This is a genomic window from Streptacidiphilus sp. PAMC 29251, assembly GCF_054208735.2.
The window spans coordinates 9,727,245-9,753,659 of sequence record NZ_CM135725.2; the positions used below are offsets into that span (position 1 = coordinate 9,727,245).

Consider the following 26,415-nt stretch of genomic DNA (forward strand, 5'->3'; position numbering starts at 1 on the left):
TCGTGCGGGCCGCCCACCACCCCCGGAGATTCCACATGATCGACGACGCCCCCCTGCTCCCGTCCGCCGCGCCGGCGGAGGACTTGTCGACGGAGGACTGGCCCGCGGAGGCCGCCGCGCGCAAGCAGCGGATCCGGCGGCGGCTGGAGCGTCTGATCGGGGTGGCCGCGACCGAGGGCAACGAACACGTGGTGCTGCGCAACGGGGACGAGATATTCCCCGCCATGCTGGCCCGGGTCCGCGCCGCCGAGCACACCATCGACATGATGACGTTCGTGTACTGGCGGGGCGAGATCGCCCGCGAGTTCGCCGCCGCCCTGGCCGAGCGCGCACGGGTCGGGGTGCGGGTCAGGCTCCTGCTGGACGGATTCGGCGCCAGCCGGATCGAACAGCATCTGCTCGACGACATGGACGCGGCCGGGGTCCAGGTCGCCTGGTTCCGCAAGCCGTTGCTGCTCTCCCCGTTCAAGCAGAACCACCGGTGCCACCGCAAGGCGCTGATCGTGGACGAGACCACGGCCTTCACCGGCGGGGTCGGCATCGCCGAGGAGTGGTCCGGCGATGCCCAGGACCCGGAGCACTGGCGCGACACCCACGTCCAGGTCCATGGCCCGGCCGTCGACGGCATCGCCGCCGCCTTCGCGCAGAACTGGGCCGAGTGCCACGAGGTGCTGTTCGACGACCGCGACCGCTTCATCGAGCACAAGCCCCGCGGCGAGGCGGTCGTGCAGGTCGTGCGCGGTTCGGCGAGCATCGGCTGGCAGGACATGCAGACCCTGATCCGGGTCATGCTCACCACCGCCGAGCACCGCTTCCGCCTGGCCACCGCGTACTTCGCGCCGGACGACTACTTCATCGACCTGCTGTGCCGGACCGCGCGTCGCGGGGTGCGGGTCGAAATCCTGCTGCCCGGCACCCACACCGACCAGCGCGCCTGCCAACTCGCAGGCCAGCACCACTACACCGCGCTGCTGGCGGCGGGTGTCGACATCCGCCAGTACCAGCCCACCATGATGCACGCGAAGATCATCACGGTGGACCGGGTCGCCTCGCTGATCGGCTCCACCAACTTCAACCGCCGCTCGCTGGACCACGACGAGGAGATCATGCTCGCGGTCCTGGACGAGACCTTCACCGCCACCCTCGACCAGCACTACGACCAGGACCTGCAGTGCAGCGAGGCTGTCGACCCGACCCGCTGGAACCACCGGCCGATCGCCCAACGCCTGCGCGAGGCAGCCGTCCTGCCGCTGCGGCGCTTTCTGTAGCCGGTACTTCGCCCTGGCCCGGTCATTCGCCCTTGACGAATGGTCAAGATATGTTGACCATTGGGCGGTGACCACTGACGGCACTGATCCCACTGCCTCCGCAGACGATGGGGTCGTCCGCGTTGAGACCGACGCACAGCTCCATGCCATCGGCAGCCTGGTGCGGCACCGCGTGCTGCGGGTCCTGCGCGACGGGCCCGCCACCGTGACCCAGATCGCCGGCCGCCTCGACATCGCCAAGGGCAGCTCCAACTACCACGTCAAGGTCCTCGCCAAGGCGGGCCTGATCGAGGTGGTGGACACCCGCAAGGTGCGCGGTGTGACCGAGCTCTACTACGGCCCGGTGGGCAAGCTGGTCGAGCTCCCCAAGAGCGGTGCCGGCCGACCGGACTTCCTGATGCGGCACGCCCTCGCCGATGTCGAGAGCTCTCCGGACGGCGCGGACATGGACATCCGCCTCAAGCTGCTGCGACTCAGCCCGGCGAACTTCGAACTGGCCGTCGAGAAGCTGGTCGCGCTCCACGCCGAGCTCTCCGCGCTGCACGACCCGGAGCAGCCGGCCGCCGACCTCTTCACCGCGTTCTACCGGCCTTTGGACACCAAGCTGAAGGCCCGAAAAATGGACCCTACCGCTGACGCCCGCGAGAACGGAACCCCTGCCCCGTGACCGAGCCACTCACCGACGAGCGTGCAGGGCGCGCCGGGCGGGCCAAGCTGCCCGCCGCCTTCCACCGGATATGGGCCGCTTCGACCCTCTCCTCGCTCGGCGACGGCGTCTACTTCTCCGCGCTGCCGCTGCTCGCCCTCACCCTGACCCGTGACTCCACCGTCTTCGGGGCGATGGAGGCCGTCACCCTGCTGCCCTGGCTGCTGTTCGGCCTGATCGGGGGCGCCCTGGTCGACCGCTGGGACCGGCGCCGGACGATGGTGCTCGCCGACCTCTGCCGCGGCCTGCTGCTCGTCCTGGCGACGGCCGCGGTGGCCGGGGGCTTCCTCAGCATCGGCCTGCTGATCGTGATCGGCTTCCTGCTCGGCATGGGCGGCGTCCTGTTCGACACCGCGTCCATGGCCTACCTCCCGGAACTGCTCGACCGGGATCCGGACGCCCTGCAACGCGCCAACTCCCGTCTCCAGGGCGCGCAGAGCGCGATGGGCGGCTTCGTCGGTCCGCCGGTCGGCAGCCTGCTCTTCTCGCTCAGCCGCTCCGTGCCGTTCCTGGCCGACGCCGTGTCCTTCTTCTCCAGTTCGCTGCTGATCCGGACGCTGCCGGTGCCGGCGAAGAAGGCCGCCGGGCCGAGGACCTCGATCCTCAAGGACGCCAGGATCGGTGCCTCCTACCTGATGCGGCACCAACTGCTGCGCGCGATGGCGATGCGTCCTGCGGTCGGCAACTTCGCGTTCTGTGGTGTCGGCGCGGTGCTGGCGCTCTACGCCCATGAAACGCTGCATCTGGGCACGGCCGGCTACGGGGCCTTCCTCACCACCGAGGCGGTCGGCGGTCTGGCCGGAACCTTCACCGCGGGGTGGCTGAGCGCGCGGCTGGGCATCGGCGGGACGCTGACCCTGACCGCGTTCGTCGAGGCTGCGGCGCTGCTGGGGATCGGGGTCTCCGCGAACGCCTACTTCGCCGGGGCCGGTTTCGCCGTGCTCGGAGCGTCGATGGCGGCGACCATGACGCTCGGGCCCTCGGTCCGGCAGGCGATCGTCCCGGACCAGCTGATGGGCCGGGTCGGCGCGGCGTCCCGGCTGACCGCCTACAGTGCGGGCCCGCTCGGCGCCCTGTTCGGCGGCTGGCTGGCGCACCTCGCGGGGCTGCGCGCGCCGTTCCTGGTCGGGGCCGGAATCCTGCTGCTGATGGCCTGCCTCGCGGCCCGCACCACCGGCAACAAGCGCATCAACGCCGCCCTGGCCGAAGCCGCCAGGACCCACGAGGACGAGCAGACCACGACGCAGGGAGCCGCCCAGCCCGCGACCGCGGTCTAGGCCGGTGCGCGTGTCCCGGGCCGGAAGCAGGGGTGCGGGTGCGGGGGTGTGGGAGGTTGTGAGCGACCAAGTGTTGTGTCCGCAGCGGCGGACGTGCCGCGCCGCACCAGCCGGAGGACTCGTAGATGACTGTTCCACTGACCAACAGGCGCAGGTCGGCACGTGTGGTGCGGATCGATCCGCAGGACGCGGTGCGTGCCGGTCGCCTCGCCGAGCGGGATGCCGCCTACCGGGCCGCGTTGGGCCTCGCCGACGAGGACCCGCTGCCGGGCGCACCCGCGGGACGCGGCCCGCTGGCCCAGCCCGCGACTCCGCAACCGCGCCGCCCCTGAACGTGTTTGGATGGTGGCCACGGAACTGTCGAGGTCGCCACCGAGAGGACGCCGGGCTGTGCGGAGCAGGACGCAACGGGAGTTGTCAGCCCACGGGGTCGCCGATCTGGTCCGTTTCTCGCTGGGCTCCTCCTGCCGGGTGGCACACGCGGTCGAACTGGCCGGGGGCGGATTCGCGGCCGTGTGGCGGGTGGAGCTGGTCGGGGCGCCGCCGGTGGTGCTGAAAACCGCGCCGCCGCCGGGAGTTGACCTGCTCGGTTACGAACGCGGGCTGCTGGCCGCCGAGGCCGCGTACTTCGAACGGCTCGGACGGGAACTGCCCGGCCTTCCGGTGCCCGAAGTGCTGTACCACGGCACGGATCCCGCCGGGTGCGACGGCGGTTGGCTGCTGATGACGCTGCTGCCGGGAACGCCGCTGAGCGCATTGGGAGCGGGCGGGGCGTTGGGCGCGGGCGGCGCGTTGGGCGCGGACGCGGCCGACGCGCCGGTGCGGGAGGAGCTGGGCCGGTTGCTGGCCCGGCTGCACACCCTGCGCGGAACCGAGTTCGGCTACCCGGGGGAGGGGCGCCGGCGTTCCACCAGCTGGCGTACGGCCTTCCTCGGGATCATCGACGACCTGCTCGCGGACGCCGAACGACTGGCCGCGCCGCTGCCGGTGCCCGCTGCCGAGATCCGACGGACCGTCAAATCCGCTTCGCAGGTCCTGGACGACGTCAGGGAACCGGTGTTGGTGCACTTCGACCTCTGGGACGGCAATGTGCTGGCCGCCCCGGGCCCCGAGGGCGGCCTGCGGCTCACCGGCCTGGTGGACGGCGAACGCTGCCTGTTCGCCGACCCGTTGGTGGACCTGGTCTCGCCGGTACTGTTCGGCGCGATCGAGGACGAGCCGGCGCACCCCCTGCTGCGCGGCTACGCCTACGCCTCCGCCGCCTCTTCCGCGTTGGAAGGGGAACCGTGGCGGTGGGACGAGTCCTCACTACTGCGGGTGCGGCTCTACCGGGTCTGGCTGTACCTGGTGATGAATGTGGAGGTCCCGGCCCGGGGCATGGACGGCCCGGAGCACGCCGATCAGCGCGCCCATCGGGCGCGACTGCTGCGCGGGGCACTGGACGCGGTCGGCCGCACGGCTTTCTCACCCGCATCACCGTTGACATGAATTGACATGTGCGCAACGCTCATGGCAGGGATCGGCCCGGTCAGAGCCGTCCCTGGTATGTCTCCCGTTCCGGTACCGCACAGGCACGTGCGCGTGGCGGACGACGGGGCCGGATCTGGCCACACCACTGCCGCACGTCGGCGATGAGCCCGGTCCACCCCCGTGGGGATCCCGTGAAGGCTCAATTCGACGGAGGACCGCAGTGCTGTACGACAAATTCTGGCCGCATGTCCTGTCTCTGTTCCGTGTCATCGTCGGGGCGCTGTTCGTGTCCCACGGCGCGGCCACGATCTTCGGGATCCTGGGCGGGAGCATGGGCTCCGGGGCGGCGACCCCGGTCGGCACCTGGCCCGGCTGGTGGGCCGCCCTGATCCAACTCGTCGGCGGGGCCCTGGTCGTCCTGGGCCTCGGCACCCGTCCGGCCGCGCTGTTGTGCTCCGGCTCGATGGCTTACGCCTACTTCAGCATCCATCAGGACAAGGCCCTGCTGCCGATCCAGAACTCCGGCGAACCAGCCGTGATGTTCTGCTGGACCTTCCTGCTCATCGCCGTCGCCGGGCCGGGCACCTGGGCCCTGGACACCCTGCTCACCAGGGCCGGGAACACCCCGGGACGGCAGCACCGGGAAGCCGCCGCGGTGCAGGAGAACGTCGCGGCCTGATCCGGAGCCAGAGCGGTCGCGGTCGCCGCCCACGCCTCTGCGGCGGCCGCGACCCGGACAGCCCTACCCCCGGCGGACCTCGGCGACGAAGCAGCCGTGCCCCACGGCCCGAATGTGGACCAGGGCCACCGCAGGGTCGGCGAAGAGTCCGCGCAACGCGGGGTCCACCACGGCGTGGACCTGTTCGGGCGGGGCGGCCTGGACCGGTTCGCCGCGCAGGATCCGCCCCTGCGCGTCATAGGCGCGGAAGACCCGCGTCCCGTGCATCGCGGACGGATAGCCCTCGCCGGGTTCGGGCCCTTCGCAGTCCTCGGCGGCGGCGTGGATGAACACCGGGCCCTGCTCGTCGTACGCGCCCGGATCCACCCCGCTCTCGGCCGCCCAGCGGCGCAGCGGCGCGTACGACACCAGGGCGATCCGCTCGCCGGGACGGCTGTGGCGCAGGCAGCAGCGGAGCGGGCTGCCGCCCTCCTCGTCGCGCTCGGGCAGCATGGGCCGCCCGGCGTCGTCGCGTTGGCGCAGGCGCGCGGCCACTGCGGGGGAGAGGGACAGCACGCGGTAGTCGGTGCGGAGGTCGGCTGCGGGAACGGCAGTTGGCGATGTCGTTGTGGTGGTCATGGGACCAAGTCTCGCTCTGCGGGGACGGGGAAGCTGGCGGGCATCCGACAGCGCGTTCAGCTGGTGCGGGGACACATCTTGACGCGTGTCCATGCCAAGGTTGATAGTTCCCAGAGACCCCACCGCCGCCCGGAGGGGCCGTCCCGCACGCCAAATGAGAGCGCTCCCAAACGGGGTGCCTCCGGCGCACTCCTGGGAGCCGCAGATGACCTGTACAAGCGAACGACGCCGCCGCAACCGCAACCGCAACCGTGGCCGCGGCCGTAGCTCCGTGGTGCTGGTGACGATCGGACTGCTCGCCGCATTGCTGGCCTTCCCCACCAGCGCGAACGCGGTCACCGTGCCTGCGCCGCCCTCGGGTTGGAGCACGGCGTTCAGTGACAGCTTTGCCGGTGGGTCCGGCAGCGCGCCGTCCTCGTCCAACTGGATCTACGACACCGGTCCCGGGTCGAACTTCGGTACCGGTGAGATCGAGACGATGACCAACTCGACCAGCAACGTCCACCTGGACGGGAGCGGTCATCTGGACATCACCGCCCTTCGCAGCGGCAGTAGTTGGACCTCGGGCCGGATCCAGACCCCGAGCGCCAACGTGGGCGCGCCGGCCGGCGGCAAGCTGCAGGTCACCGCGTCGATCGAGCAGCCGAACCCGGGCAGTGGGCTGGGCTACTGGCCGGCGTTCTGGATGCTGGGCCCGGGCCAGTGGCCCGAGAACGGCGAGATCGACATCATGGAGGACGTCAACGCCCTCTCCCAGGTGGCCGGCACGATTCACTGCGGCACCTATCCGGGTGGCGTGTGCAACGAGGGCAACGGCATCGGCAGCGGCCTGCGGGCCTGCTCGGGCTGCCAGACCGGTTACCACACCTACTCGATGATCCTGGATCGCACCAACACCTCGGCCGAGACCATCACCTGGTACCTGGACGGGGCCCAGTACTTCAGCGTGAGTGAGAGTCAGGTCGGCGCTGCGACCTGGCAGGCGGCGTTCGACCACAATCTGTCGATCATCTTCGACCTGGCCATCGGCGGCGGTTTCCCCAACGGGGTCTGCGGTTGCACCAGTCCGACCTCCGCGACCAGCTCCGGCGCGACCATGAGCGTGGGCTATGTCGCGGCATACACCACCACCGGCAGTGGCGGCGGAGGTGGGGGCGGCGGCGGTACCGGCACGGGTGGCGCGGTCACCGGCTACGGCGGCCTGTGCCTGGACGACCGTTCGTCGAGCAGTGCCAACTTCAACCCGATCCAGGTCTACACCTGCAACGGCACCGCCGCGCAGAAGTGGACCTTCGTCCAGGCCGGCACCACCCTGCATGTGCTGGGCAAGTGCCTCGACATCAACGGAGGCGGCACCGCCAACGGGACGGTCGTGGACCTGTACGACTGCAACAACACCGGGGCCCAGGTCTGGATACCCCAGGCCAACGGTTCGCTCTACAACCCGCAGTCCAACAGGTGCCTGGACGACACCGGCTGGTCCACCACACCGGGCACCCAGGCCGAGATCTGGGACTGCACCGGCGGCGCCAACCAGGTGTGGCATCTGCCTTCCTGATTCCCGTCGCCCCTCGGACCCCGGACCCCGGTCCCCGCTGCCGCACCACGGCACCGGGGGCGGGGGCCGGGGTCCGGTTCGTCCGGGGAACGTCGGAGGAAACGGCCGAGGAAACGTCCGGGTTGAAAAGATCTTCATGCGAAGCTGTAGTGGAGGGCCCGGCCCGTTCGTCATCCAGGTGACTGCCGGGATCGGTGGTCGCGGCCGATACTGCGATGGCCGATATCGTGATGGGAGCAAATCCTGTGAAGTACCTGATGCTGGTGTGCGTGGATCCGAGCTACACCCCGGGCCAGGACGACGGGGCGCCCGATATCGATGACTGGGTGAAGGAGATGGACGGCAGCGGGGTCCGGTTGATGGGCAACCGCACCCGCCCGGCGAGTGATGCCACCACGGTCCGGGTCCGCGACCGCGAGGTGCTGCTGACCGACGGGCCGTACGCGGAGACCAAGGACCTGATGGCCGGCTTCGACATCATCGACTGCGCCGACCTCGACGAGGCCATCGAGGTGGCGTCCAAGCATCCGATGGCGTGGGCGGGGATGATCGAGCTGCGGCCGTTCTGGCCCGACGACGAGGACTGACGACGAGGACGGGGTTCCGCCCGACCATGAACGACCAGATCGCCGAGATCTACGCCGCCGGATGGAGCCGGATCGTGGCCACCATGATCCGGCTCACCGGCGGTGACTGGGATCTCGCCGAGGAGTCCGTGCAGGACGCGTTCGCCCAGGCCCTGCAGAAGTGGCCGGACCAGGGCGTGCCGGACCAGCCGCTGGCCTGGCTCACCACCGTGGCCCGCAACCGGGCCGTCGACCGGATGCGCCGTGCGTCGACCGAGGCGGTGAAGGTACGAGAGGCGGCTGCGATGGAAGCGGACGGCCCGCCGCCGTACCTCAGCGACAGTGAGATCCCCGACGAGCGGCTTGAGCTGATGTTCACCTGCTGCCATCCGGCGCTGAATCTCGACGCCCAGGTGGCGTTGACGCTGCGGAGCCTGGCCGGCCTGAGCACCGCCGAGATCGCGCGGGCGTTCCTGGTCTCGGAGCACACCATGGGCCAGCGCCTCTTCCGGGCCAAGCAGAAGGTCGCCCATGCGGCCGTCCCGTTCCGGGTGCCGCCCGCGCACCTGCTGCCGGAGCGGCTGCCCGCCGTCCTGCATGTGCTCTATCTGTTGTTCAACGAGGGGTACGGCGATCCGCAGAAGATCCGGCTGTCCGAGGAGGCCATCCGGCTGGCCCGGGTGCTCGCGGCGCTGATGCCGGACGAGCCGGAGGCGCACGGGATGCTCGCGCTGATGCTGCTGCACGACGCCCGGCGCGCGTCCCGGACCGACGCCGAGGGCAGGCTGGCCACCCTGGAGGAGCAGGACCGCTCGCTGTGGGACCGGGCCGGCATCGCCGAGGGCACCGCGATCCTGGAACGGGCCCTGCGGCGCGGCCGGGCCGGACCGCTGCAGATCCAGGCGGCCATCGCGGCCTGCCATGCGACCGCGCCGGTGGCCGCCGAGACCGACTGGCGTCAGATCGTCGGGCTGTACACCCAACTCGCGCGGGTGGCGCCGAGCGCGGTGGTGGAGCTGAACCGCGCCGTCGCCATCGGCATGGCGGACGGGCCCGAGGCGGCGTTGCCGCTGGTCGACGCGCTCGCCGAGGCAGGGCAGTTGAACGGCTACTACCTGTTGCACGCCACCCGCGCCGACCTGCTGCGTCGTGCCGGTCGATCGGCGGAGGCCGACGCCGGCTACCGGCTGGCCGCCGACCTGGCGCCGACCGAGGCCGAGCGCCGCTTTCTGCGGGACCGGATCGGCTGACCCACCCGCCTTTCGCACATGAATTTACCAAGACGAACAGTGCTGTGTTAGAAATGCAGGCATGGGTCCTGCGAACCGCCTCGATGTCACCTTGCGCCTGGTGCAGGGCGCCGAGCGGATGAGCGTCGGCGAACTGGCCCGGCGGCTTGGCGTCTCGGAGATGACCGTGCGCCGGGATCTTGATGAACTGGAACGCCAGGGCATGGTCCAACGCGTGCACGGGGGCGCCCGCGCCCTGGGCCTGCACGAGCGCGGTGCCGGCTTTGCGGCGCGCGAGCCCTGGCAGGCGGCCACCAAGGACCGGCTGGGCGCCGCGGTGGCGGCGCTGGTGGAACCGGGGCAGACGGTGCTGCTGGACGCGGGCACCACGACCGTGCACGTCGCGGCACACCTGATCGCCCGCGCCCCGCTGACGGTCGCGGTGCTGAGCCTGCAGGCAGCGGTGCGGCTCGCCGACCAGCCCGGTATCCGGCTGCTGGTGCTGGGCGGCGAATCCCGCCCGGCCGAGCAGTCCCTGGTCGGGCCGCTGGCACTGAGGGCCGTGGACAACCTGGCCTTCGACTGCTTCGTCATGTCGATCGGCGGGGTGCACGCCGATCACGGCTGGTCGGAGTTCTCCCTGGACGACTGCGCGGTCAAGCAGACCGCTCTGGCCCGGGCCACCCGCACGGTCGCGGTCGCGGACGCCACCAAGCTGGGGGTCCAGGCGTTCAGCCGGGTCGCTCCCCTCGCCGCCGTGGACGTCTTCGTCACCGACGTCACGGGCGCCGACCCGGCCACCCACCCCAGCGGCCCGCACACCCTGGACGCGCTCCGCGACGCGGCCGTGGACACCCGACTGGTCTGACCTCGGCCCACCCCGGCCGTGTCCCTGAACTCCCCATGAAAGGCTGCCCGCCGATGACCGCAGGCCTCACCACCCCGGACCGCCGCGGACGTACCCAGCTGGACCAGGCCGGACGCGGGCTGACCGGCAACCCCCGGGTCAGGGTCCGCGACGTCACGCTGCTGTCCTGCCACTGGTACGTCCTGCGGACCACCACCTTCGACTACCAGCACGCCGACGGCCACTGGAGCACCGAGCAGCGCGAGACCTACGACCGCGGCGACGGCGCCACCGTCCTGCTCTACAACCTCGAGCGCGCCACCGTGCTGCTCACCCGTCAGTTCCGCTACCCCGCCTACGTCAACGGCCACCCGGACGGCATGCTCATCGAGACCGCGGCCGGGCTCCTGGACCAGGACGACCCCAGGACCGCGGTCCGACGCGAAGCCGCCGAGGAGACCGGCCACACCATCGGCGAGGTGGAGCACATCTTCGACGTCTATATGAGCCCGGGTTCGGTCACCGAACGGATCCACTTCTACGCGGCTCCCTACGACGCCGCCACCCGTGCCACCACCGGCGGCGGCCTCGCCGAGGAGGGCGAGGACATCGAGGTTCTGGAACTCCCCTTCAGTCAGGCCCTGGACCTGGTCCGCGCCGGCGGCATCGCCGACGCCAAGACCATCATGCTGCTTCAGTGGGCAGCCCTGCACGGCCCCTTCGCCACGCTCCGAGCCTGACGGACTACCCGCCGCTGACGGCTATCGGCCCTGACGACTACTCGATCCTGGCGCCTTCGATGCTCCTGGTCACCGCGGCCTCGCCCTGGTGGTCACCGATCTTCTGGAAGAGCACCAGGGCCTGCTTCCACAGATCGGCCGCGGCCGCCGGCTGCCCGTCCGCCTGTTCCGCCCGGCCCCACTCGTGCAGGGCGTGAGCCTCCCCGCTCCGGGATCCGAGGTCCCGAAAGTGGACCAGGGCACGCTGCTGCAGCTCGACCGCGGCTCGGACGTCGCCGGTGGCCGTACTCACCCGTCCCAGATCCCACAGGGCGTAGGCCTCGCCGAGGCGGTTGCCGAGGTCCTGGAAGATGGTGAACGCCTGCCCCAGCAGCCGGGACGCCTCCGGGTAGTCCTCGGTCGCGAGCCGGACCCGGCCCAGGTCCCAGAGGGCGTTGGCCTGGCCCAGGCGGTGTCCGGTGTCCTGGAATATCGCGAGGGCCTGTTCGTAGAGGGCGGCTGCCTGTGGGTAGTCCTCGGTGGTGAGGCGGACGCGGCCGAGGTCCCAGAGGGCGTTGGCCTGGCCGAGGCGGTGTCCGGTGTCCTGGAAGATTGCGAGGGCTTGTTCGTAGAGGGCCGCCGCGCCCGGGTAATCCTCGGTGGTGAGCCGGACCCGGCCGAGGTCCCAGAGGGCGTTGGCCTGGCCCAGGCGGTGCCCGGTGTCCTCGAATATCGTCAGGGCCTGTTCGAGTGCGCCGGTCGCGGCCGTGAAATCACCGGCGACATAGCGGGCCCGCCCCATCGACCACAGGGCCCGGGCCTGCGCGCCCAGGTCGCCGAGGTCCTCGAAGATCGCCAAGGCCTGGGACAGCACGCTCACGGCGGCTGCCGCGTCCGCGGCCACCAGGTGCACCTGGCCCAGATCCCACAGGGCCCCGGCCTCGCCGTGCTGGTTGCGGTGCTCATGTGCGACGGCGGCGGCACGGCGATGCAGGGAGGCCGCCTGCGACCACGGGCCCTCCTGGTAGAGCAGCACGCCCAGGGCGGCGGTCAGGCCGATGACATGGCGCGGCGAGGTACGCGGGTCGGCGATGGCGTCGAGCAGGTTGTCACGTTCCGCGCGCATCCAGGACAGCGCGGACAGACGGTCGGTCAGTTCCGGCACGAACCGTTCCTCGGAAGGGGCCGGTATCTCGCTGGTGAGGCCCCGGTTGTCGAGGTGGGCGGCTGCTCGGAGAGCAGTGCTCTCGTAGTAGTTCAGCAGTCTCGCCAGCGGAGCCTCCCGCTCCTCCACCCGGCCCACGTCACGGACGCCCCGCTCCTGGGCGTACAGCCGGACCAGGTCGTGGAAGCGGTAGCGGCCGGGGGTGTACTGGGTGAGCAGATGGTGGTCGAGCAGGGACTCCAGCAGGTCCTCGGCCGTGCGGTGGTCGGTCCCGATCAGCTGGGCCACCGCGTGGACGTCGATGTCCGCGCCGGGCACGATGCCCAGCAGCCGGAACAGCCGCTGCTCCGCCCCGGACAGGGCGGCGTAGGAGGACTCGAAGACGGCGGCGAGGCTGCGGTCCTCGTCCCGGAACCGGGTCAGCCGGCTGTGCTCGTCCTGCAGTTGAGCGACCACGGCCTCGACCGTCAGCGCACCGCGGTGGCGCAGCCGGGCGGCGATGATCCGGATGGCCAGCGGGAAGTATCCGCAGAGCGAGAGCAGATCCCCGGTCGCGGGCCCGGGCTCCGGAAGCCGGCGAGGGCCGGCCACGGCCCGCAGCAGGGCCAGCGCTTCGTCCGGGGGCAGCACGTCCAGGCTGACCGTGTGGGCGTCGTCCAGGCCGGTCAGCCGGCGGCGGCTGGTGATCAGGACCAGGCAGCCGGAGGCGGCCGGGAGCAGGGGGCGCACCTGAGCGGCGCCGACGGCGTTGTCCAGGACGATCAGGGTCCTGGTGTCGGCCAGCCGATCCCGGTAGAACGCCATGCGCGGCTCCAGCCCCTCGGGGACCAGTTGTGGTGGCACACCCAGCGAGCGCAGCAGGCCGGCCAGGGCGTCGTCGGCGGTCAGCGGCGCGATGCCGCTGGTGTGGCCGTGCAGATCGATGAACAACTGCCCGTCGGGGAACTCCGCCCGCAGCAGGTGGGCGGCATGGACCGCCAACGTCGACTTGCCGATACCGCCCAGGCCGTCGATCGTGCAGATCGCGGTCGCCCCTGTACCGCGGGGTGCTTCCTGGGCCCAGGCGACCAGTTGGTCGACCTCATCGCCGCGCCCGGTGAAGCTCCGGGTGTCGGGCGGGAGTTGGAACCGCGGACCGCCCTGGTGCGCGGTTCCCGTCCGCGGGGCCACCGCCTCCGTGCCGGATCGGGCGGCGGCGGGTGCGGCCAGTTCGGGGTCGGCGTTCAGGATCCGGTGGTGCAGTTGCTGGATCGACGCGGAGGGCTCCACGCCCAACTCCTCGGTCAGGACGCCGCGGAGGTCCTGGAACACCTCAAGCGCCTGTGCCTGCCGACCCGCCCGGTAGAGGGCGAGCATCAGCTGTCCGTGGAACGACTCCTGGAGGGGGTGCGCGTCGGCCTGGGCCCGGATCGTGGCGATCAGCTCCTGGTGCCGTCCCAGCCGCAGATCGGCCTCGTTGCGGCCCTCCCAGGCCAGCAGCCTGGTCTCTTCCAGCCGCCGCAGGGCGGTGCTGATGGTGAGGTTGCGGGTCATCCCGGCGAAGGGCTCGCCGCGCCAGAGCGCGAGGGCATCGGCCAGGAGGTCGGCGGCAGCGGCCCACTGACCTGCCTTCAAGGCCTGGCGGCCACGCCTGCATCCGTCCATGAACTCGAGTTCGTCCAACTCGCCGTCGTTGATCTCGACGAGATAGCCGGGCGCCACGGTACGGACCCGGGCGGCGGCCGGCGGCCCTAGCTGCCGACGCAACCGGGCGACATGGTTGCGCAGCGAGGCCACGGCGGCCATCGGCCGCTCGTCCCCCCACACGGAGGCCGCCAGCTGCTCCACCGTCATCACCTGGTTGGCGTTGAGCAGCAGGGTGGCGAGGACGGTGCGCGGGATCCCGGCTGCCAGTTGCAGAGTCTCCGACTCCGTGCTGACGGTGATGGGACCCAGCAGAGCAAACCGCACCGCATGCCCCCGTCGATCGTCCGCCGTCCCCGGAGGGTGTTATGACGATCTTAGTCCGCTGTGACGGCCTCGGGGATCAGTGGTCAGTGGTGCGGAGCCAGCGCTGAGGCGTCGGGCCAGGCGCAGCGGAGCATATGAGGGGCGCCGTGGAGGCGGGACGGCACGCCCCCGGGCGGAGGAATCAACACTCTTTCCACGAAGCTGCCGTGCATCGACATCATCGCCCCTCTCCGTTGACTGGAACCACTGGATGATCGCAGGCGCCGGCTGCCCCGTCACCGGAATATCGCTCGAAAATACTAGCCATGTACCTAGTATCCATGTACTGTATCTGTCATGAGTACAGCACCCGAGGGTTCGACGCCCGGCTTCCTGGTCTGGCGTCTGTCGATGAAGTGGCGGGTCGCCGTTGACCGGGCCGTCGGGCCGATGGGCCTGACCCATGCGCAGTACTCGCTGCTGGGGTCACTGCTCGGCATGGAGCGGTCCGGACTGAGGCCCAGCCAACGCCAACTCGCCGACCACACCGGCCTCGAACCGCTCTACGTCTCGAAGCTGGCCCGCACCCTGGAGGGCGCCGGTCTCGTCGAGCGGGTCCGGACCCCGCCGACACCCGGGCGGTCCAACTGTCGCTCACCGCCCAGGGACGCGAGGTCACCCTCCGCGCGATCGCGGTCGTCAAGCAGCTCCACGAGCAGCTCCTGGAGCCCTTGGGCGGTCTGGGCGGACAGCGAACCGAGGCGTTCTGCCGCGACCTCGCGGCCCTTCTCGACGCACCATTCGATTCCCCCGTCAAGGAGTAGCCATGTCCACCATCCCCACCGTCAACGGCCAGGTCATCGGCCAGGCCCACTACGCCACCCGGGCCATCCTGGAGCTCCTGCTGGCTCGCACCGGCACCACGTTCCACCAGTCGGTGGCCCTCAACGCCACCGCCGACAGCGGTGCGGTCATCAACCGCGAGCAGCTGATCACCCGGATGACCGGGACCTTGAAGATCGACGATTCGACGGCACGGGCGGCGCTCGCCGAACTGACCGGCTCGGCGCTGATGGAGGCCGTGCCCGGGGACGAGTCAGGTCTCCGGCTCACGGATGCGGGCCAGACGCTGAACCGCAGGATCCGCACCGACCTCGCCGAGATCACCGCTCGGCTGTACGCCGACTTCTCGGCCGATGACCTGGCGACCGCCGGCCGCCTGCTGACCGTCGTCACCGCCCGGGCCAACGCGGAGCTGGCCAGCCTCTAGGACGACACGAAAGTCTGACCGACCGACAGGCGCCCGCTGCCGCTGACCGTGGACGCCGCCGCCGACGCCAACCTGCCGGGCTCGGTGGGCTCGGTCGGCTCGGCCCACGAGGGCTCCAGGATTCGGCCCAGCACCGCGGTCAGGGCCCGAGCGGATTCGCGTACCGACTCCGGCTCCGCCTCGCCGCGGGCCGCGATCGTGCCGGCCAGGCCGAGCGCGACCTGGAGCACGGCGCGGTGCACCGGCACCGTCTCCAGTTCCGAGGGCTCCGCCGGGTCCCGCTCCGCGGCGTCCGGTGGCGGCGGCGCCATCACCGCCACCGGTCCCGCCCGCCATCGCGGACGCCGCACACCCCGATGGGCGCCCGCGCCCGCACCCAGCCCATGCCGTCCCGTGCCACTCATACCCGGCACAACGACGGTGCGCCGATAAGGTCGCCGATCGGGTCGCCGCTACGCGCTTGCGGCGGCCTTCCTGCTGCGCATTTCCTTGAGCAGTACGACCAGGGCGCAGGAGACCGCGGTTCCGGCCGCCACGGCCACCAGGTAGAGCAGCGGGTTTCCGATCAGCGGGACCACGAAGATGCCGCCGTGCGGGGCGCGCAGGGTGCAGTCGAAGGCCATCACCAGGCCTCCGGTCACCGCTCCGCCGGCCATGGACGCGGGGATCACCCGCAGCGGGTCGGCCGCGGCGAAGGGGATGGCCCCTTCGGTGATGAAGGAGGCGCCCAGCACCCAGGCGGCCTTGCCGTTCTCGCGCTCGGTCTTGCTGAACAGCCGGCCCCGCACGGTGGTGGCCATCGCCATCGCCAGCGGCGGGACCATGCCGGCTGCCATGACCGCGGCCATCACCTTGAGGCTGCCCTCGTTGGGGGTGGCCAGGCCGCCGACCGCGAAGGCATAGGCGACCTTGTTCAGCGGGCCGCCGAGGTCGAAGCACATCATCAGCCCGAGGATGACGCCCAGGCCCACCGCGTTGGCGCCGGACAGGCCCGCGAGCCAGTCGGTCAGGGCCTTCTGCAGCGCGGCGATCGGTCCGCCGACGACGAGGAACATCAGCAGGCCGACCACGGCCGAGGAGATCAGTGGGATGACGACCACCGGCATGATGCCGCGCAGGGCCGGTGGGATCCGCACCTTCTGGATGGCCAGGACCGTCGCGCCCGCGAGCAGACCGGCGATCAGACCGCCCAGGAAGCCGGCCTCCACCACCAGTGCGATCGCACCGCCGACGAAGCCGGGGACTAGGCCCGGCCGGTCGGCCATGCCGTAGGCGATGAACCCGGCCAGTACCGGCACCAGGAAGCCGAAGGCCAGCCCGCCGATCTGGAAGAACAGCGCCGCCCAGCTGTGGGCCTCGGTCCACAGGAAGTGCTCGGTGACCGAGGGCGCCTGGTCGATCTGGTATCCGCCGATCGCAAAGGCGAGCGCGATCAGCAGGCCGCCCGCGGCGACGAACGGCACCATGTAGCTGACACCGGTCATCAGCCACTTGCGCAGCCGGGTGGCGTAGGTGTCGCCGCTGTCCGCGCCCGCGTCCATCGGCGCGGAGGCGGCGGAGGAGGAGGCGCTGGTCTCGCCCCGCTCGGCCTTGCCCCGGACCTCGGCGATCAGCTCCTGCGGCCGACTGATGCCGGCCTTGACGCCGACGTCGACCGTGGGCTTGCCCGCGAACCGCTCCCGGTCCCGGATCTCCACGTCATGGGCGAAGATCACCGCATCGGCTGCGGCGATCACGGCCTGGTCGAGTGCGGAGAACCCGGCGGAACCCTGGGTCTCCACGACCAGCTCCACACCCGCGGTCTGGCCCGCCTGTTCGAGCGACTCGGCCGCCATGTAGGTGTGGGCGATACCGGTCGGGCAGGAGGTCACCGCGACAATCCGGAACGGACCGGACGGCGCGGGCGCCGCCGATGGCACGCTGACCTCGCCCGCAGCCACCTCGCCGCTGATCAGGGCGACCGCCTGCTCCGGGGTCCGGGCGGTGCGCAGGGCTCCGGTGAACTGATCGTTCATCAGCTGCCGGGCCAGCGAGGACAGGATGGCCAGGTGGTCGTTGTCGGCCCCGGCCGGGGCGGCGATCAGAAAGACCAGGTCGGCCGGACCGTCGTCGGCGCCAAAGTCCACCGGGGTGGTCGCTCGGGCGAACCCGAGGGAGGGTTCGGTCACATGTTCGCTGCGGCAGTGCGGGATGCCGATCCCGCCGTCGAGTCCGGTGGGCATCTGGGCCTCGCGGGCGGCGACGTCGGCGAGGAATCCGTCCAGATCGGTCACCCGTCCGGCGTCCACGAGCCGTCCGGCCATGGCGCGGATCGCCGCGTCCTTGTTGGCGGCGCGCAGATCCAGGTCGACCAGCGCGGTCGTGATCAGGCGATGGCCGGCCTGGTCGGGCCCGGCCCCCTCCTGGCGGGTCGGGTCATGGGTCATCAGCTGGCTCATCGCGGACTCCTTTACCTGCGTCTGCTTGCGTATGTGCTCGGGTGTGCGTTCATACGTACGGGCGCCGCTGTGCTCAGGGCGCGGGCTCCGACAACCGCCGGTCCAGGGGCACATCGGCGCTGACGCTGACCCCCTGGCGGTCGAGGTCGGCCGGGGTGGGCATGACGCTCCCGGGCAGCCCCACCGCCGCGGCTCCATAGGCGAGCGCGGCCGCGAGCGCCTCGGGCCCCTCCCCGCCGGCGGTCAGGAATCCGGCCAGCGAGGCGTCGCCTGCGCCGACATTGCTGCGTACCAGGACGACCGGCGCGGTGCCGAACCAGGTGCCCTGACTGGTCGTCAGCAGCTGTCCGTCCGCGCCGAGGGAGGCCAGGACGCTGCCGGCGCCCGCGGCGCGCAGATCGTTCGCGGCCACGACCACGTCGCCCACGGTGTGCAGCGGGCGGCCCACGGCCTCGGCGAGTTCGGCCGCGTTGGGCTTCACCACATCGGGGCCGCAGCCGAGCGCGGCGGTCAGCGCGGGGCCGGACGCGTCCAGCGCGATCCGGCAGCCCACCCGGTGCACCCGCTCGACCAACTCGGCGTACCAGTCCGGGTCCAGGCCGCGCGGCAGGCTGCCGCAGCAGGCGATCCAGGAGGCGCGTCCGGCGTGGGCGACGACGGTGCCGAGCAGGGCAGCGGCCTCGTTGGAGCTGAGCCGGGGGCCCGGCGCGTTGAGTTTGGTGAGGGTGCCGTCGGGCTCGGCCACGGAGATGTTCACCCTGGTGGCCCCGGCCACCGGGACCGGCGCGACCTGGATGCCCTGGGCGGACAGCAGTCGGGCCAGGTCGCTGCCCTCGGAGCCGCCCAGCGGCATCACCGCCAGGGTGTCGTGGCCGGCCGCGGCCACCGCGCGGGAGACATTGACGCCCTTGCCGCCCGGGTCGGTGCGGTCCGTCCTGGCCCGCACCACACCGCCACGCACCAGGGTGCCCACCTCATAGGTGCGGTCCAGACTGGGGTTGGGAGTGACAGTGAGGATCATGCATTCAGACTAGGGCCACTTTCGGACACAACAGAATCAAATGGACCATTTCCGGAAAGAAGCGGACTTTAGTCACGTACCGGCGGGACTGAAGTCTCGTCAGTCGCGCCGACGGGGATCCGCTGATCGAACCAGACCACTTTGCCGGTGCTCAGCCTGGTCGCCCCCCACTCGTCGGCGAGGCAGTCGACCAGGTAGAGGCCCCGACCGCCCTCGTCGCTGATCCGGGCATACCGCATCCGGGGGACCTTCGGCGAGTCGTCGCCCACCTCGCAGCGGAGCACGTCCGTGCGCAGCAGCCGCAGGGTGATCGGCCGGGAGGCGTAGCGGACGGCATTGGTCACCACCTCGCTGACCATCAGCTCGGTCGACTCCAGCATGGTCTCGAGGCCCCAGCGCCGCAGCGTCCTGCGGGTGAGCCGCCGGGCCCGCTCCGCGGTCTGCGGACGCGGCTCCAGGAACCAGTACGCGACGTCGGACGAGGGAATGCCGTCGAACCGTGCGGCCAGCAGCGCTATGTCGTCGTCCCGGGTGCCCGGACCGAGGGCGCTCAGCACCTGGTCGCACAGCTCCTCCAGGGGCGGCGAGGCGAGCGGGGCGGCTGCGGCCTGCACCCGGGCGCAGAGCAGTTCCACCCCGGTCCAGACGTCCCGGTGGCGGGATTCGACCAGGCCGTCGGTGTAGAGCAGCAGGGTCGCCCCGACCGGTGCGGAAAGCTCCACGGCCTCGAAGGGGACGCCGCCGACGCCGATCGGCGCCCCCGGCGGTATCCACAGCACCTCCGTACGCCCGTCCGGGTGCAGCAGCACCGGTGGGGTGGCCGGCGTTGGCCACCAGGAGCCGGTGCGACACCGGGTCGTAGATCGCATACAGGCAGGTCGCCATGTGCTCGCTGCCCAGCCGCTGGGCCTGCTCGTCCAGGTGGTGCAGGACCTCTTCCGGAGGGAGGTCGAGCCCGGCCAAGGTCTGTACCGTGGTGCGCAGTTGGCCCATGATCGCGGCGGAGGTCATCGAGTGGCCCATCACGTCGCCGACGACCAGGGCGATCCGGTTCCCGGGCAGCGGGAGCGCGTCGTACCAGTCGCCGCCGACCCGGGCGGTCTCGGAACAGGGCAGGTAGCGGCTGGCGAGCCGGACGCCGGCGGGCTCGGGCAGCGAGGAGGGCAGCATCGCGCGCTGCAGCGCGTCCGCGACCGAGGCCTCGCGTCCGTACAGCGCCGCTTTGTCGAGCCCCAGGGCGGCGTGGGTGGCGAGTTGGGAGGCCACTAGCAGGTCGTCAGCGGCGAAGGCCGGCCGGGTGGGACCGCGCAGCAGCAGGACGGCGCCGAGGGCGCGACGGCGGCCGGACAACGGGGCGACGATCAACCCCCGGCCCCGCAGTGCCGTCCCGAACTCCCGTGCCGCCGAGGCCAGTAGGGCGGCTGCGGCGGTGCTGACCCCCGGCGCGTCGCCGAAGGCCGGACGCCCGGCGAGCAGCATCGCGGCGAGGCGGGCCGAGATGGCCACCTCTTCGGTCTCGACGGCCTCCGTGGGCGCCGCCTCCGTGAGTGCCTGATCGGTCCGGTGCAGGCGGAGTACGGCGCTGGGGGACGCTGTCTCGTCGCCGACCGGCATCGGGTCGCAGAGGAAGACGAGTATCGCGTCGGCGAACGCGGGGACGACCGCCCCGCGCAGTTCCTTCAGCGTCTCGTCCAGGTCCATGCCGCTGGCGATCCGCCGGGTGGCCGTGTCGAGATACCGGAGCCGGTCGGTCTGCGGCTCGGACGGGCAGGTCGAGTCACCCCGGCCATGCTCCGACTGGGGCTGCGGCTGGGGCTGGTTGGGGGCGGCGCGCAGTTCCCCGAAGGCGTCCGGCTGGACGCCGGGGCGTTCGTGGGGTGCGCGCTGCCCGGTCACCTGTTCCGTTCCGTCGGCGGACGGCTGCCGCCGACCGTGCCGGGTGGGTGGGACGGCATCAGCCGGCGACCTTGCAACGCAGGAAGATCTGCTCCTCCGGCGGCACGTCCGCGATGGCCGGGGCGTAGCTGTAGGAGGTCTCCGCCACGATCTCGAAGCCCGCCTCCTCGACCACCTTGCGCAGTTCGTCCCGCAGGTAGCCGGAGACCCGGACGAGGTTTCCGAGGAACGGGATCGCGAAGTCGTCCACGTCCGCCTCCACCATGGAGAAGGCGAACAGCCCACCAGGGAGCAGGAGTTGACGGATCGTCCGGAGTGCGGTCGGGATCTCGGCCCGGGGCAGCATCAGCAGCGAGAAGAAGGCCGTCGCCGCGTCGAAGCGACCCAGGTCGGGTGTGCCGCCGAGTTGCACGTCCGCGATGTCCAGTTGGTGGAACGTGGCGGTCGGGACGTTCTTCCTGGCGAGCTCCACCATCACACCGGAGAGGTCCACACCGGTGACATCCAGTCCACCGTCCGCGAGTTGACGGGCCGTCGGCAATCCGGTCCCGCTGCCGAGGTCGAGCACCCGGGAGTCGGCCGCGAGCGACTCGACCAGCCACTCGCCGGCCTCGGTCTGGCCGCCCTTGTGCGGGAAGGCCTCGTCGTAGCGATCACCGATGGCGTCGAAGGCCTCGGCCTGACCTGAGTGGTCGGATCGAATGCCCTGACCGAGCCCATTGTTCTCGCTGCCCATAAATGATTCCCCTTGGCCGAGTGGTGCCAGAATATGGCCATACACTACTGGATCGGACGGGGGGTCAGGTCGAACCAGAGTGAACAACTGCCCCTCCGGTGATGGTGCTTCACCGGGCCAGGTCCAGGGCCAGCGCGGCCAGGGCCAAGGTCAGGAAGCCGGCGGCCAGGCCGTATCCGCGGTCCCCGGCCCGCAGGTGGGTGAGGATCGCGCCGAGGAAGAACAGCACGATCCCGATCAGTGCGGCCGTACCGACCAGCGGCACGCCGAGCAGTCCGAGCAACAGCCCGACGGCTCCCGCACCCTTGGCCGCGCCCAGGCCGGGCAGCCAGAAGCTCGGCACCCCGGCGGCCGCCATGCTGTCCAGGATCGGCTGGTAGCGGATGAAGTCCATCACCGCGGAGAAGGTGCAGTAGAGCACCACCACAGCAGCGGTCACGGTGTACGCGGTGTCCAATTCATGCCTCCGGTTCCAGCCTGGCGAGCTTGTCGGGGTTCGTCACGGCGTAGATGCCGCAGACCTGTTCGCCGTCCGGCGTCAGGTCGAGGACCAGCACGGCGACCGGGGAGTCCGCGTTGAACAGCAGGGCCGAGGGGTCGCCGTTGACCTCCCGGAAGCGGATGTCCATGCCGCCGGGGCGGCGTCCGGCCCGGCGGAGCAGCAGCCGGGCGACCAACGCCCGTCCGTGGACCGGCCGCGGCCCGGCGGCGGGCGCCTTGCCCCCACCGTCCACCCAGGCCGTCACCTCGGGGGCGAGCAGTCGCAGCAGCGCGTCCATGTCGCCGCCGAAGACGGCCGCCAGGAACTGCTCGGTGACCTGTCGGCGCAGCACCGGGTCGGCCCGGTAGCGGGGGCGCCGCGCCTGGACGTGCTCGCGCGCCCGGTGCGCCAACTGCCGTACGGCGGCCGGGGTTCGGTCGATGATCGCGGCGATCTCGGGGTGCGGGTAGCCGAACACCTCGTTGAGGACGAACACCACCCGCTCCAGCGGGGTGAGCGTCTCCAGCACCACCAGCATGGCCAGCGACACCGCCTCGGCCCTGGTCGCCGGATCCTGGTCCTGGTCCTGGTTGGGGCCCGGATGCGAGAAGGTGGCCAGCGGTTCGGGCAGCCACGGCCCGACGTACTGCTCCTTCCGCCGCCGGATCGCCCCCTGCCGGGCGAGCGCTCTGCTCACAGCGACCCGCACCAGATACGCCCGGGGGTTGGCGATATCCGCCGCCGCCGGCGCTTCGGTGCGCGCCGCCCAGGCCAGCCAGCTCTCCTGCAGCACGTCCTCGGTGTCGGCGACGCTGCCCAGCATGGTGTAGACGATGGAGAAGAGCAGCTCCCGGTACTCCAGGAACACCTCGGTCCCGGTCCTGTCCGTCATCCTGTGCCGCTCCTCCGTGGCTCGCGGTCCGTTGCGCCTGTTTCACCCCATGAGAGCGAAGCCGGCCGGAGGAGTGTGACATCAGCCCGCCCGAATGTGACCCGGGTCTCAGCGGGCGTGCTGCGAGGCCGCCACCGCGGGGTGGAGGTCGCCGGTCCGCAGCTGGTGCGAGGGCGGGTCGGGCAGGGCGATCGTGGAGCTGAGCACCGGGCCGGGGGCGACATGGACCAGCTCGCCCGGCCGCATCAGCCGCCAACCGGGGTCCTGGTCCATCCGCTCGCTGGCGACCACCACGCAGGGCGCGTCGGCCAGGTCCGAGGAGCGGGCGCGCAGATGTCGGCTGCTGTCGGCGTGGTCCAGGGGCTCGGCGGGTCCGGGGCCGCCGGCCGCGCGGTCCAGCACATAGAGCTCATGGGTGTCGGGGTAGCGCAGCGCCCACAGGCCGTCCGGCGTGGTCAGTACGAGATTGAGGCAGTAGAGCGGCAGCTGGTCGGCCGCCCAGGCCGCCGCGGCGGTGATCCCGGCGCCGACGTCCCCGTGATTCCTCCGGATCTCGGCGGTGACCAGGGCGAAGAACCGCTCCGAGTCGGTCTGGCCGTGGACCAGCCGCGGCACGTCGGCGCCCAGCTGGGCCAGTCTGGCGTCGAGCAGGTCCAGGCCCTCGACCACGCCGTTGTGGGCGAACAACCGGCCTTCCTGTTCGAACGGGTGGGTGTTGGCCTCGGTGAGGCCGCCGGTGGAGGCGAAGCGGACATGGGCCACGAAGGTCTGCGACCGCAGGTTCCTGGCTTCCAGGGCGAACTCCTGGTCCTGCCATGCGGCCATCGCCTGGCGGTGCACCACCGGGGCGCCGTCCTCGGCGAACACCCCGATCCCGGTCCCGTCCGGATTGGCCCGGCTCTGCGACTCCAGGCTGTCAGGGGCTTGCAGCAGCCAGAAGGCGGCCTGGATCCGACGGGGCGCGCTGGAGAGACCGAAGAGGCGACACATGTCCCACCACCTGCCCCCTCGGCAGATCCCGAACCGCGGCGGGGCGGCGTGCCGGGGGTCTTTGACAAAGCGGAACACTGCTCCGTATATTAAGTGGAACAACGCTCCGCTTAAACAGGAAGGGCATCCCGCCATGGCTGAATCGACTTTCGCGCCCACCCCGGTCCTCTCGGTCAGTCCGGTGGTGCTGTCCGTTCCCGGCCGGGCCGTGGACCTGGAGCTGCGGGTCTCCGCGCCGCTGACCGGGAGTGGGCTGCCGGTCATCCTGCTCTCGCACGGCCAGGGCCACTCCCACAACCTCTCCTCGCTGAACGGCTACGCCCCTCTGGTCAACTTCTGGGCGGCGCACGGCTTCGCGGTGATCCAGCCGACCCATCTGAGCTCGACGACACTGAGCCTGGAGCCCGGCACCCCCGGAGCGCCGATGTACTGGCGGTCGCGGGCCGAGGACATGAGCCGGATCCTGGACCGGCTCGACGAGATCGAGACCGCCGTCCCGCAGCTCCGGGGCCGCCTGGACCACGGCCGGGTCGCCGTGGCCGGGCACTCGATGGGCGGGCACACCGCGAGCCTGCTGCTGGGCGCGCGGCTCACCGACCCCGACGACGGAACGGTGGCCGACCTGGCCGATCCCCGGATCACCGCGGGGGTGCTGCTGGCCGCACCCGGCAGGGGCGGCGACGCGCTGACCGCGTTCGTGCTCGAGAACTACTCGTTCTTCTCGACCACGGACTTCTCCCGGATGTCGACGCCCGCGCTCGTGGTCGCCGGCGACAAGGACTCCTCGCCCCACCTGACCGTCCAGGGCCCGGACTGGCACGCGGACCCGTATGCGCTCTCCCCGGGGCCCAAGTCCCTGCTCACCCTGTTCGGCGCGGAGCACGGGCTCGGCGGGATCTCCGGCTACGACGTCGCCGAGACCACGGACGAGAACCCCGAGCGGGTCGCCGCGCTCCAACGGCTCACCTGGGCCTACCTCCGCAGCGAGCTCCACCCCGGCGACTCCGCCTGGCAGACGGCGCGCGACGCACTGACGACCGGACCCGACGCGGTCGGCCGGGTCGTCTCCAAGTAGCCCGGCCCCGGCTCAGTCACCGGCCTCCAGCGCGGCACGGGTGTGGGGACCGTAGACGCCCGCCGGGTCGCCGGTGATCCCGCGGTTCTGCTGGAGCTGGGTGACGCCGCGCGTGGTGGCCTGGTCGAAGACACCGGTGACCGCGGCATAGGTGAAGCCCTGGTCGAACAGCTGCCGCTGCAGGTCGGCGACATCCGCGCCGCGGTCGCCAGGCTCCAGTACCGCGGGGGTTGCGGACTGGTTCCGCGGTGCCGACAGGGGTCCTGATGCGGTCCCGGTGGCAGTGGCGGAGGAGCCGGCGCGAGCACCGGCGGCGGGCACGGCGGAGGCGGCGGCGGACGCTGGTACGGGGTTCCGCGGCGATACCGAGCCGCCCGACGGCGGCTGCGCCCCGGAGGCGGTAGCCGTGGCGGCGGCGGCCGTGGGCAGAGCACCGCCGGCGTCGGGCGAAGCGCCGACGGCCGGCAGCGCCCTGGCCGGGGCACCACCCGAGGGTGCGGTCACCTCCACCAGCGTGACGACGGCGGCCGCCGTCGCCCCGAGCACCAGCAGGGCGAGCAGCACGGGCCGCGAACGGCGCCCGGGCCGAGCGGGCGTCAGCTGGCTGCCGGCAGGCGCAGCGGGCGCAGGGGGCTCGGGGGAGGCGTCCTCGGTGCCCGGGGTCGCTCCCACACCGCCGTGGTCCAGGAACCGGCCGATGCCCCGGCATCTGGTATCGCCGCGGGCACGGGCACCGGCCCGAGCGGTTCGGCCTGGTCGGCCCGGGGTGCGTAGGGGCGGACCAGGCCATCGGGTTCGGTGCTGCGCGCTGCGTTCATGCTCGGCGTTCTCGCTCTCGTACGGCACAGGCCACATCTGCTCCGTGGCTGCGCTGACCTCCGCCCGCGCCAGGTGGCGCCTGCCTGCGGCGTCTGGAATCAGAGGGGCGGCGGGGACGGCGAAGTGCATCATGCCACCACTGGCGGCTTCCCGTCGCGCACGCTGCTGCGGCGGGCGCTACCGGGTCTCGCCGCTGTCGAGGCTGTCGGCGTAGGCGGTGATGGCGCGGCGGTAGGCCTGCACCTCCGGGTCGGCGCTGGTGGCCACGGACACCAGGAGCAGGGTGCGGACGGCCTCGCCGGACTGTCCGTCGCAGTGCAGGGCCATGGCGAGGAAGGTGAGCAGCGCGGCGTCGTCGGGAAACTCCGCCAGGCCGAGGCGCAAGGTGGCCAGCGACTCGTCGTAGCGGCCCAGCATCCGGTAGGTGCTGCCCAGGCCGAGGAAGACCCCGTGCCGGTCCTCGGGCGGGAGGCCCGGCAGCTCCAGGGCGCGCCGGTAGAACGGGACGGCCTCCGCCTCCAGCCCGAGCGTGTCGTGCACCCATGCGGTCTGGTAGACGACGCCGGCCAGCCGCGGGTGCTGCTCGCTGAGAGCGACCAGTCGGGTCCTGGCCTGCTCGGTGCCCTGCTGACGCAGCCGCACGGCCTGAGCGAGCACATCCTGCGGCAGCGCGTCGCGGGAAGGGGCGTCCTCGGCTTGATCGTCCATGCCGCCCACCCTGCCACAGTCGTCGGGCTGCCACAGTCGCCGGCCGGATCAGCAGGGC

General features: G+C 71.6%; 24 protein-coding genes and 2 pseudogenes. 14 read left to right on the forward strand and 12 right to left on the reverse strand.

The genetic code is table 11. The annotated features are described in order from the left end of the window. Positions 1–35: 35 nt before the first annotated feature. The 6 genes from ACXKR8_RS46575 (at position 36) to ACXKR8_RS46600 (ending at position 5,400) form a co-directional block, all read left to right on the forward strand. On the forward strand, positions 36–1,268 hold the full coding sequence (locus ACXKR8_RS46575) for a phospholipase D-like domain-containing protein (protein ID WP_458270598.1): 1,233 nt from the start codon (positions 36–38) through the stop codon (positions 1,266–1,268). A 67-nt stretch (positions 1,269–1,335) separates the two neighbouring features. Then, on the forward strand, positions 1,336–1,935 hold the full coding sequence (locus ACXKR8_RS46580; protein WP_458270599.1) for an ArsR/SmtB family transcription factor: 600 nt from the start codon (positions 1,336–1,338) through the stop codon (positions 1,933–1,935). Further along, a complete protein-coding gene (locus tag ACXKR8_RS46585) occupies positions 1,932–3,251 on the forward strand; it encodes an MFS transporter (RefSeq protein WP_458270600.1) in 1,320 nt (439 codons plus the stop codon). The genes ACXKR8_RS46580 and ACXKR8_RS46585 overlap by 4 nt, the downstream gene beginning before the upstream one ends. A 125-nt stretch (positions 3,252–3,376) precedes the next feature. Next, positions 3,377–3,583 carry a hypothetical protein gene (locus ACXKR8_RS46590; RefSeq protein ID WP_458270601.1) on the forward strand — a complete coding sequence of 69 codons (207 nt, stop codon included), beginning with the start codon at positions 3,377–3,379 and terminating at the stop codon, positions 3,581–3,583. An 82-nt stretch (positions 3,584–3,665) separates the two neighbouring features. Continuing rightward, on the forward strand, positions 3,666–4,739 hold the full coding sequence (locus tag ACXKR8_RS46595) for a phosphotransferase family protein (RefSeq protein ID WP_458270602.1): 1,074 nt from the start codon (positions 3,666–3,668) through the stop codon (positions 4,737–4,739). A 202-nt stretch (positions 4,740–4,941) separates the two neighbouring features. Further along, positions 4,942–5,400, forward strand: a complete 459-nt coding sequence (locus ACXKR8_RS46600) for a DoxX family protein (protein WP_458270603.1) — start codon at positions 4,942–4,944, stop codon at positions 5,398–5,400. Positions 5,401–5,463: 63 nt separating this feature from the next. Here ACXKR8_RS46600 and ACXKR8_RS46605 read toward each other — a convergent pair whose 3' ends face one another. After that, a complete protein-coding gene (locus tag ACXKR8_RS46605) occupies positions 5,464–6,018 on the reverse strand; it encodes a DUF1203 domain-containing protein (RefSeq protein WP_458270604.1) in 555 nt (184 codons plus the stop codon). A gap of 205 nt (positions 6,019–6,223) precedes the next feature. Here ACXKR8_RS46605 and ACXKR8_RS46610 point away from each other — a divergent pair, with 205 nt between their 5' ends. The 5 genes from ACXKR8_RS46610 (at position 6,224) to ACXKR8_RS46630 (ending at position 10,958) form a co-directional block, all read left to right on the forward strand. Beyond that, a complete protein-coding gene (locus tag ACXKR8_RS46610) occupies positions 6,224–7,576 on the forward strand; it encodes a ricin-type beta-trefoil lectin domain protein (RefSeq protein ID WP_458270605.1) in 1,353 nt (450 codons plus the stop codon). Positions 7,577–7,806: 230 nt separating this feature from the next. Next, the gene (locus ACXKR8_RS46615; RefSeq protein ID WP_458270606.1) at positions 7,807–8,163 is read left to right on the forward strand and encodes a YciI family protein; all 357 of its coding nucleotides are present in this window, start codon (positions 7,807–7,809) and stop codon (positions 8,161–8,163) included. Positions 8,164–8,189: 26 nt separating this feature from the next. Then, complete coding sequence (locus ACXKR8_RS46620) at positions 8,190–9,392, forward strand: RNA polymerase sigma factor (protein ID WP_458270607.1); 1,203 nt, start codon at positions 8,190–8,192, stop codon at positions 9,390–9,392. Positions 9,393–9,453: 61 nt separating this feature from the next. After that, positions 9,454–10,239 (forward strand): DeoR/GlpR family DNA-binding transcription regulator, encoded by a 786-nt coding sequence (locus ACXKR8_RS46625; protein WP_458270608.1) that lies wholly within the window; start codon positions 9,454–9,456, stop codon positions 10,237–10,239. A gap of 53 nt (positions 10,240–10,292) precedes the next feature. Beyond that, positions 10,293–10,958, forward strand: a complete 666-nt coding sequence (locus ACXKR8_RS46630; protein ID WP_458270609.1) for an NUDIX domain-containing protein — start codon at positions 10,293–10,295, stop codon at positions 10,956–10,958. A 37-nt stretch (positions 10,959–10,995) separates the two neighbouring features. Here ACXKR8_RS46630 and ACXKR8_RS46635 read toward each other — a convergent pair whose 3' ends face one another. Further along, complete coding sequence (locus tag ACXKR8_RS46635) at positions 10,996–14,052, reverse strand: AfsR/SARP family transcriptional regulator (RefSeq protein WP_458270610.1); 3,057 nt, start codon at positions 14,050–14,052, stop codon at positions 10,996–10,998. 336 nt (positions 14,053–14,388) lie between these two features. Here ACXKR8_RS46635 and ACXKR8_RS46640 point away from each other — a divergent pair. Both ACXKR8_RS46640 and ACXKR8_RS46645 read left to right on the forward strand, forming a co-directional pair. Beyond that, positions 14,389–14,855 (forward strand): annotated as a pseudogene (locus ACXKR8_RS46640) (MarR family winged helix-turn-helix transcriptional regulator). Positions 14,856–14,857: 2 nt separating this feature from the next. Next, on the forward strand, positions 14,858–15,301 hold the full coding sequence (locus tag ACXKR8_RS46645) for a hypothetical protein (RefSeq protein ID WP_458270612.1): 444 nt from the start codon (positions 14,858–14,860) through the stop codon (positions 15,299–15,301). Here ACXKR8_RS46645 and ACXKR8_RS46650 read toward each other — a convergent pair. The 8 genes and pseudogenes from ACXKR8_RS46650 to ACXKR8_RS46685 form a co-directional block, all read right to left on the reverse strand. Beyond that, positions 15,298–15,612, reverse strand: a complete 315-nt coding sequence (locus tag ACXKR8_RS46650; RefSeq protein ID WP_458270613.1) for a hypothetical protein — start codon at positions 15,610–15,612, stop codon at positions 15,298–15,300. The genes ACXKR8_RS46645 and ACXKR8_RS46650 overlap by 4 nt on opposite strands. A 141-nt stretch (positions 15,613–15,753) precedes the next feature. Beyond that, positions 15,754–17,727 carry a PTS fructose transporter subunit IIABC gene (locus tag ACXKR8_RS46655; protein WP_458275255.1) on the reverse strand — a complete coding sequence of 658 codons (1,974 nt, stop codon included), beginning with the start codon at positions 17,725–17,727 and terminating at the stop codon, positions 15,754–15,756. Between the two features lie 85 nt (positions 17,728–17,812). Continuing rightward, complete coding sequence (gene pfkB / locus ACXKR8_RS46660) at positions 17,813–18,760, reverse strand: 1-phosphofructokinase (protein WP_458270614.1); 948 nt, start codon at positions 18,758–18,760, stop codon at positions 17,813–17,815. A 68-nt stretch (positions 18,761–18,828) separates the two neighbouring features. Continuing rightward, a pseudogene (locus ACXKR8_RS46665) lies at positions 18,829–20,461 on the reverse strand (SpoIIE family protein phosphatase). Positions 20,462–20,714: 253 nt separating this feature from the next. Then, positions 20,715–21,392, reverse strand: a complete 678-nt coding sequence (locus ACXKR8_RS46670) for a class I SAM-dependent DNA methyltransferase (protein WP_458270615.1) — start codon at positions 21,390–21,392, stop codon at positions 20,715–20,717. Positions 21,393–21,501: 109 nt separating this feature from the next. After that, positions 21,502–21,849, reverse strand: a complete 348-nt coding sequence (locus tag ACXKR8_RS46675; protein ID WP_458270616.1) for a DoxX family protein — start codon at positions 21,847–21,849, stop codon at positions 21,502–21,504. A 1-nt stretch (position 21,850) separates the two neighbouring features. Continuing rightward, positions 21,851–22,765, reverse strand: coding sequence for a sigma-70 family RNA polymerase sigma factor (locus ACXKR8_RS46680; protein WP_458270617.1), 915 nt, complete (start codon positions 22,763–22,765; stop codon positions 21,851–21,853). 108 nt (positions 22,766–22,873) lie between these two features. Beyond that, the gene (locus ACXKR8_RS46685; protein WP_458270618.1) at positions 22,874–23,755 is read right to left on the reverse strand and encodes a class II glutamine amidotransferase; all 882 of its coding nucleotides are present in this window, start codon (positions 23,753–23,755) and stop codon (positions 22,874–22,876) included. 133 nt (positions 23,756–23,888) lie between these two features. Between ACXKR8_RS46685 and ACXKR8_RS46690 the strand changes: the two genes are divergently transcribed. Continuing rightward, a complete protein-coding gene (locus ACXKR8_RS46690) occupies positions 23,889–24,830 on the forward strand; it encodes an alpha/beta hydrolase family protein (RefSeq protein ID WP_458270619.1) in 942 nt (313 codons plus the stop codon). Between the two features lie 12 nt (positions 24,831–24,842). Here the strand turns inward: ACXKR8_RS46690 and ACXKR8_RS46695 are convergent, their stop codons facing one another. Both ACXKR8_RS46695 and ACXKR8_RS46700 read right to left on the reverse strand, forming a co-directional pair. Then, positions 24,843–25,502 (reverse strand): peptidoglycan-binding domain-containing protein, encoded by a 660-nt coding sequence (locus ACXKR8_RS46695; RefSeq protein WP_462100142.1) that lies wholly within the window; start codon positions 25,500–25,502, stop codon positions 24,843–24,845. 324 nt (positions 25,503–25,826) lie between these two features. After that, positions 25,827–26,357: a tetratricopeptide repeat protein gene (locus tag ACXKR8_RS46700; RefSeq protein ID WP_458270621.1), complete on the reverse strand. Its 531-nt coding sequence runs from the start codon at positions 26,355–26,357 to the stop codon at positions 25,827–25,829. Between the last annotated feature and the right edge of the window lie 58 nt (positions 26,358–26,415).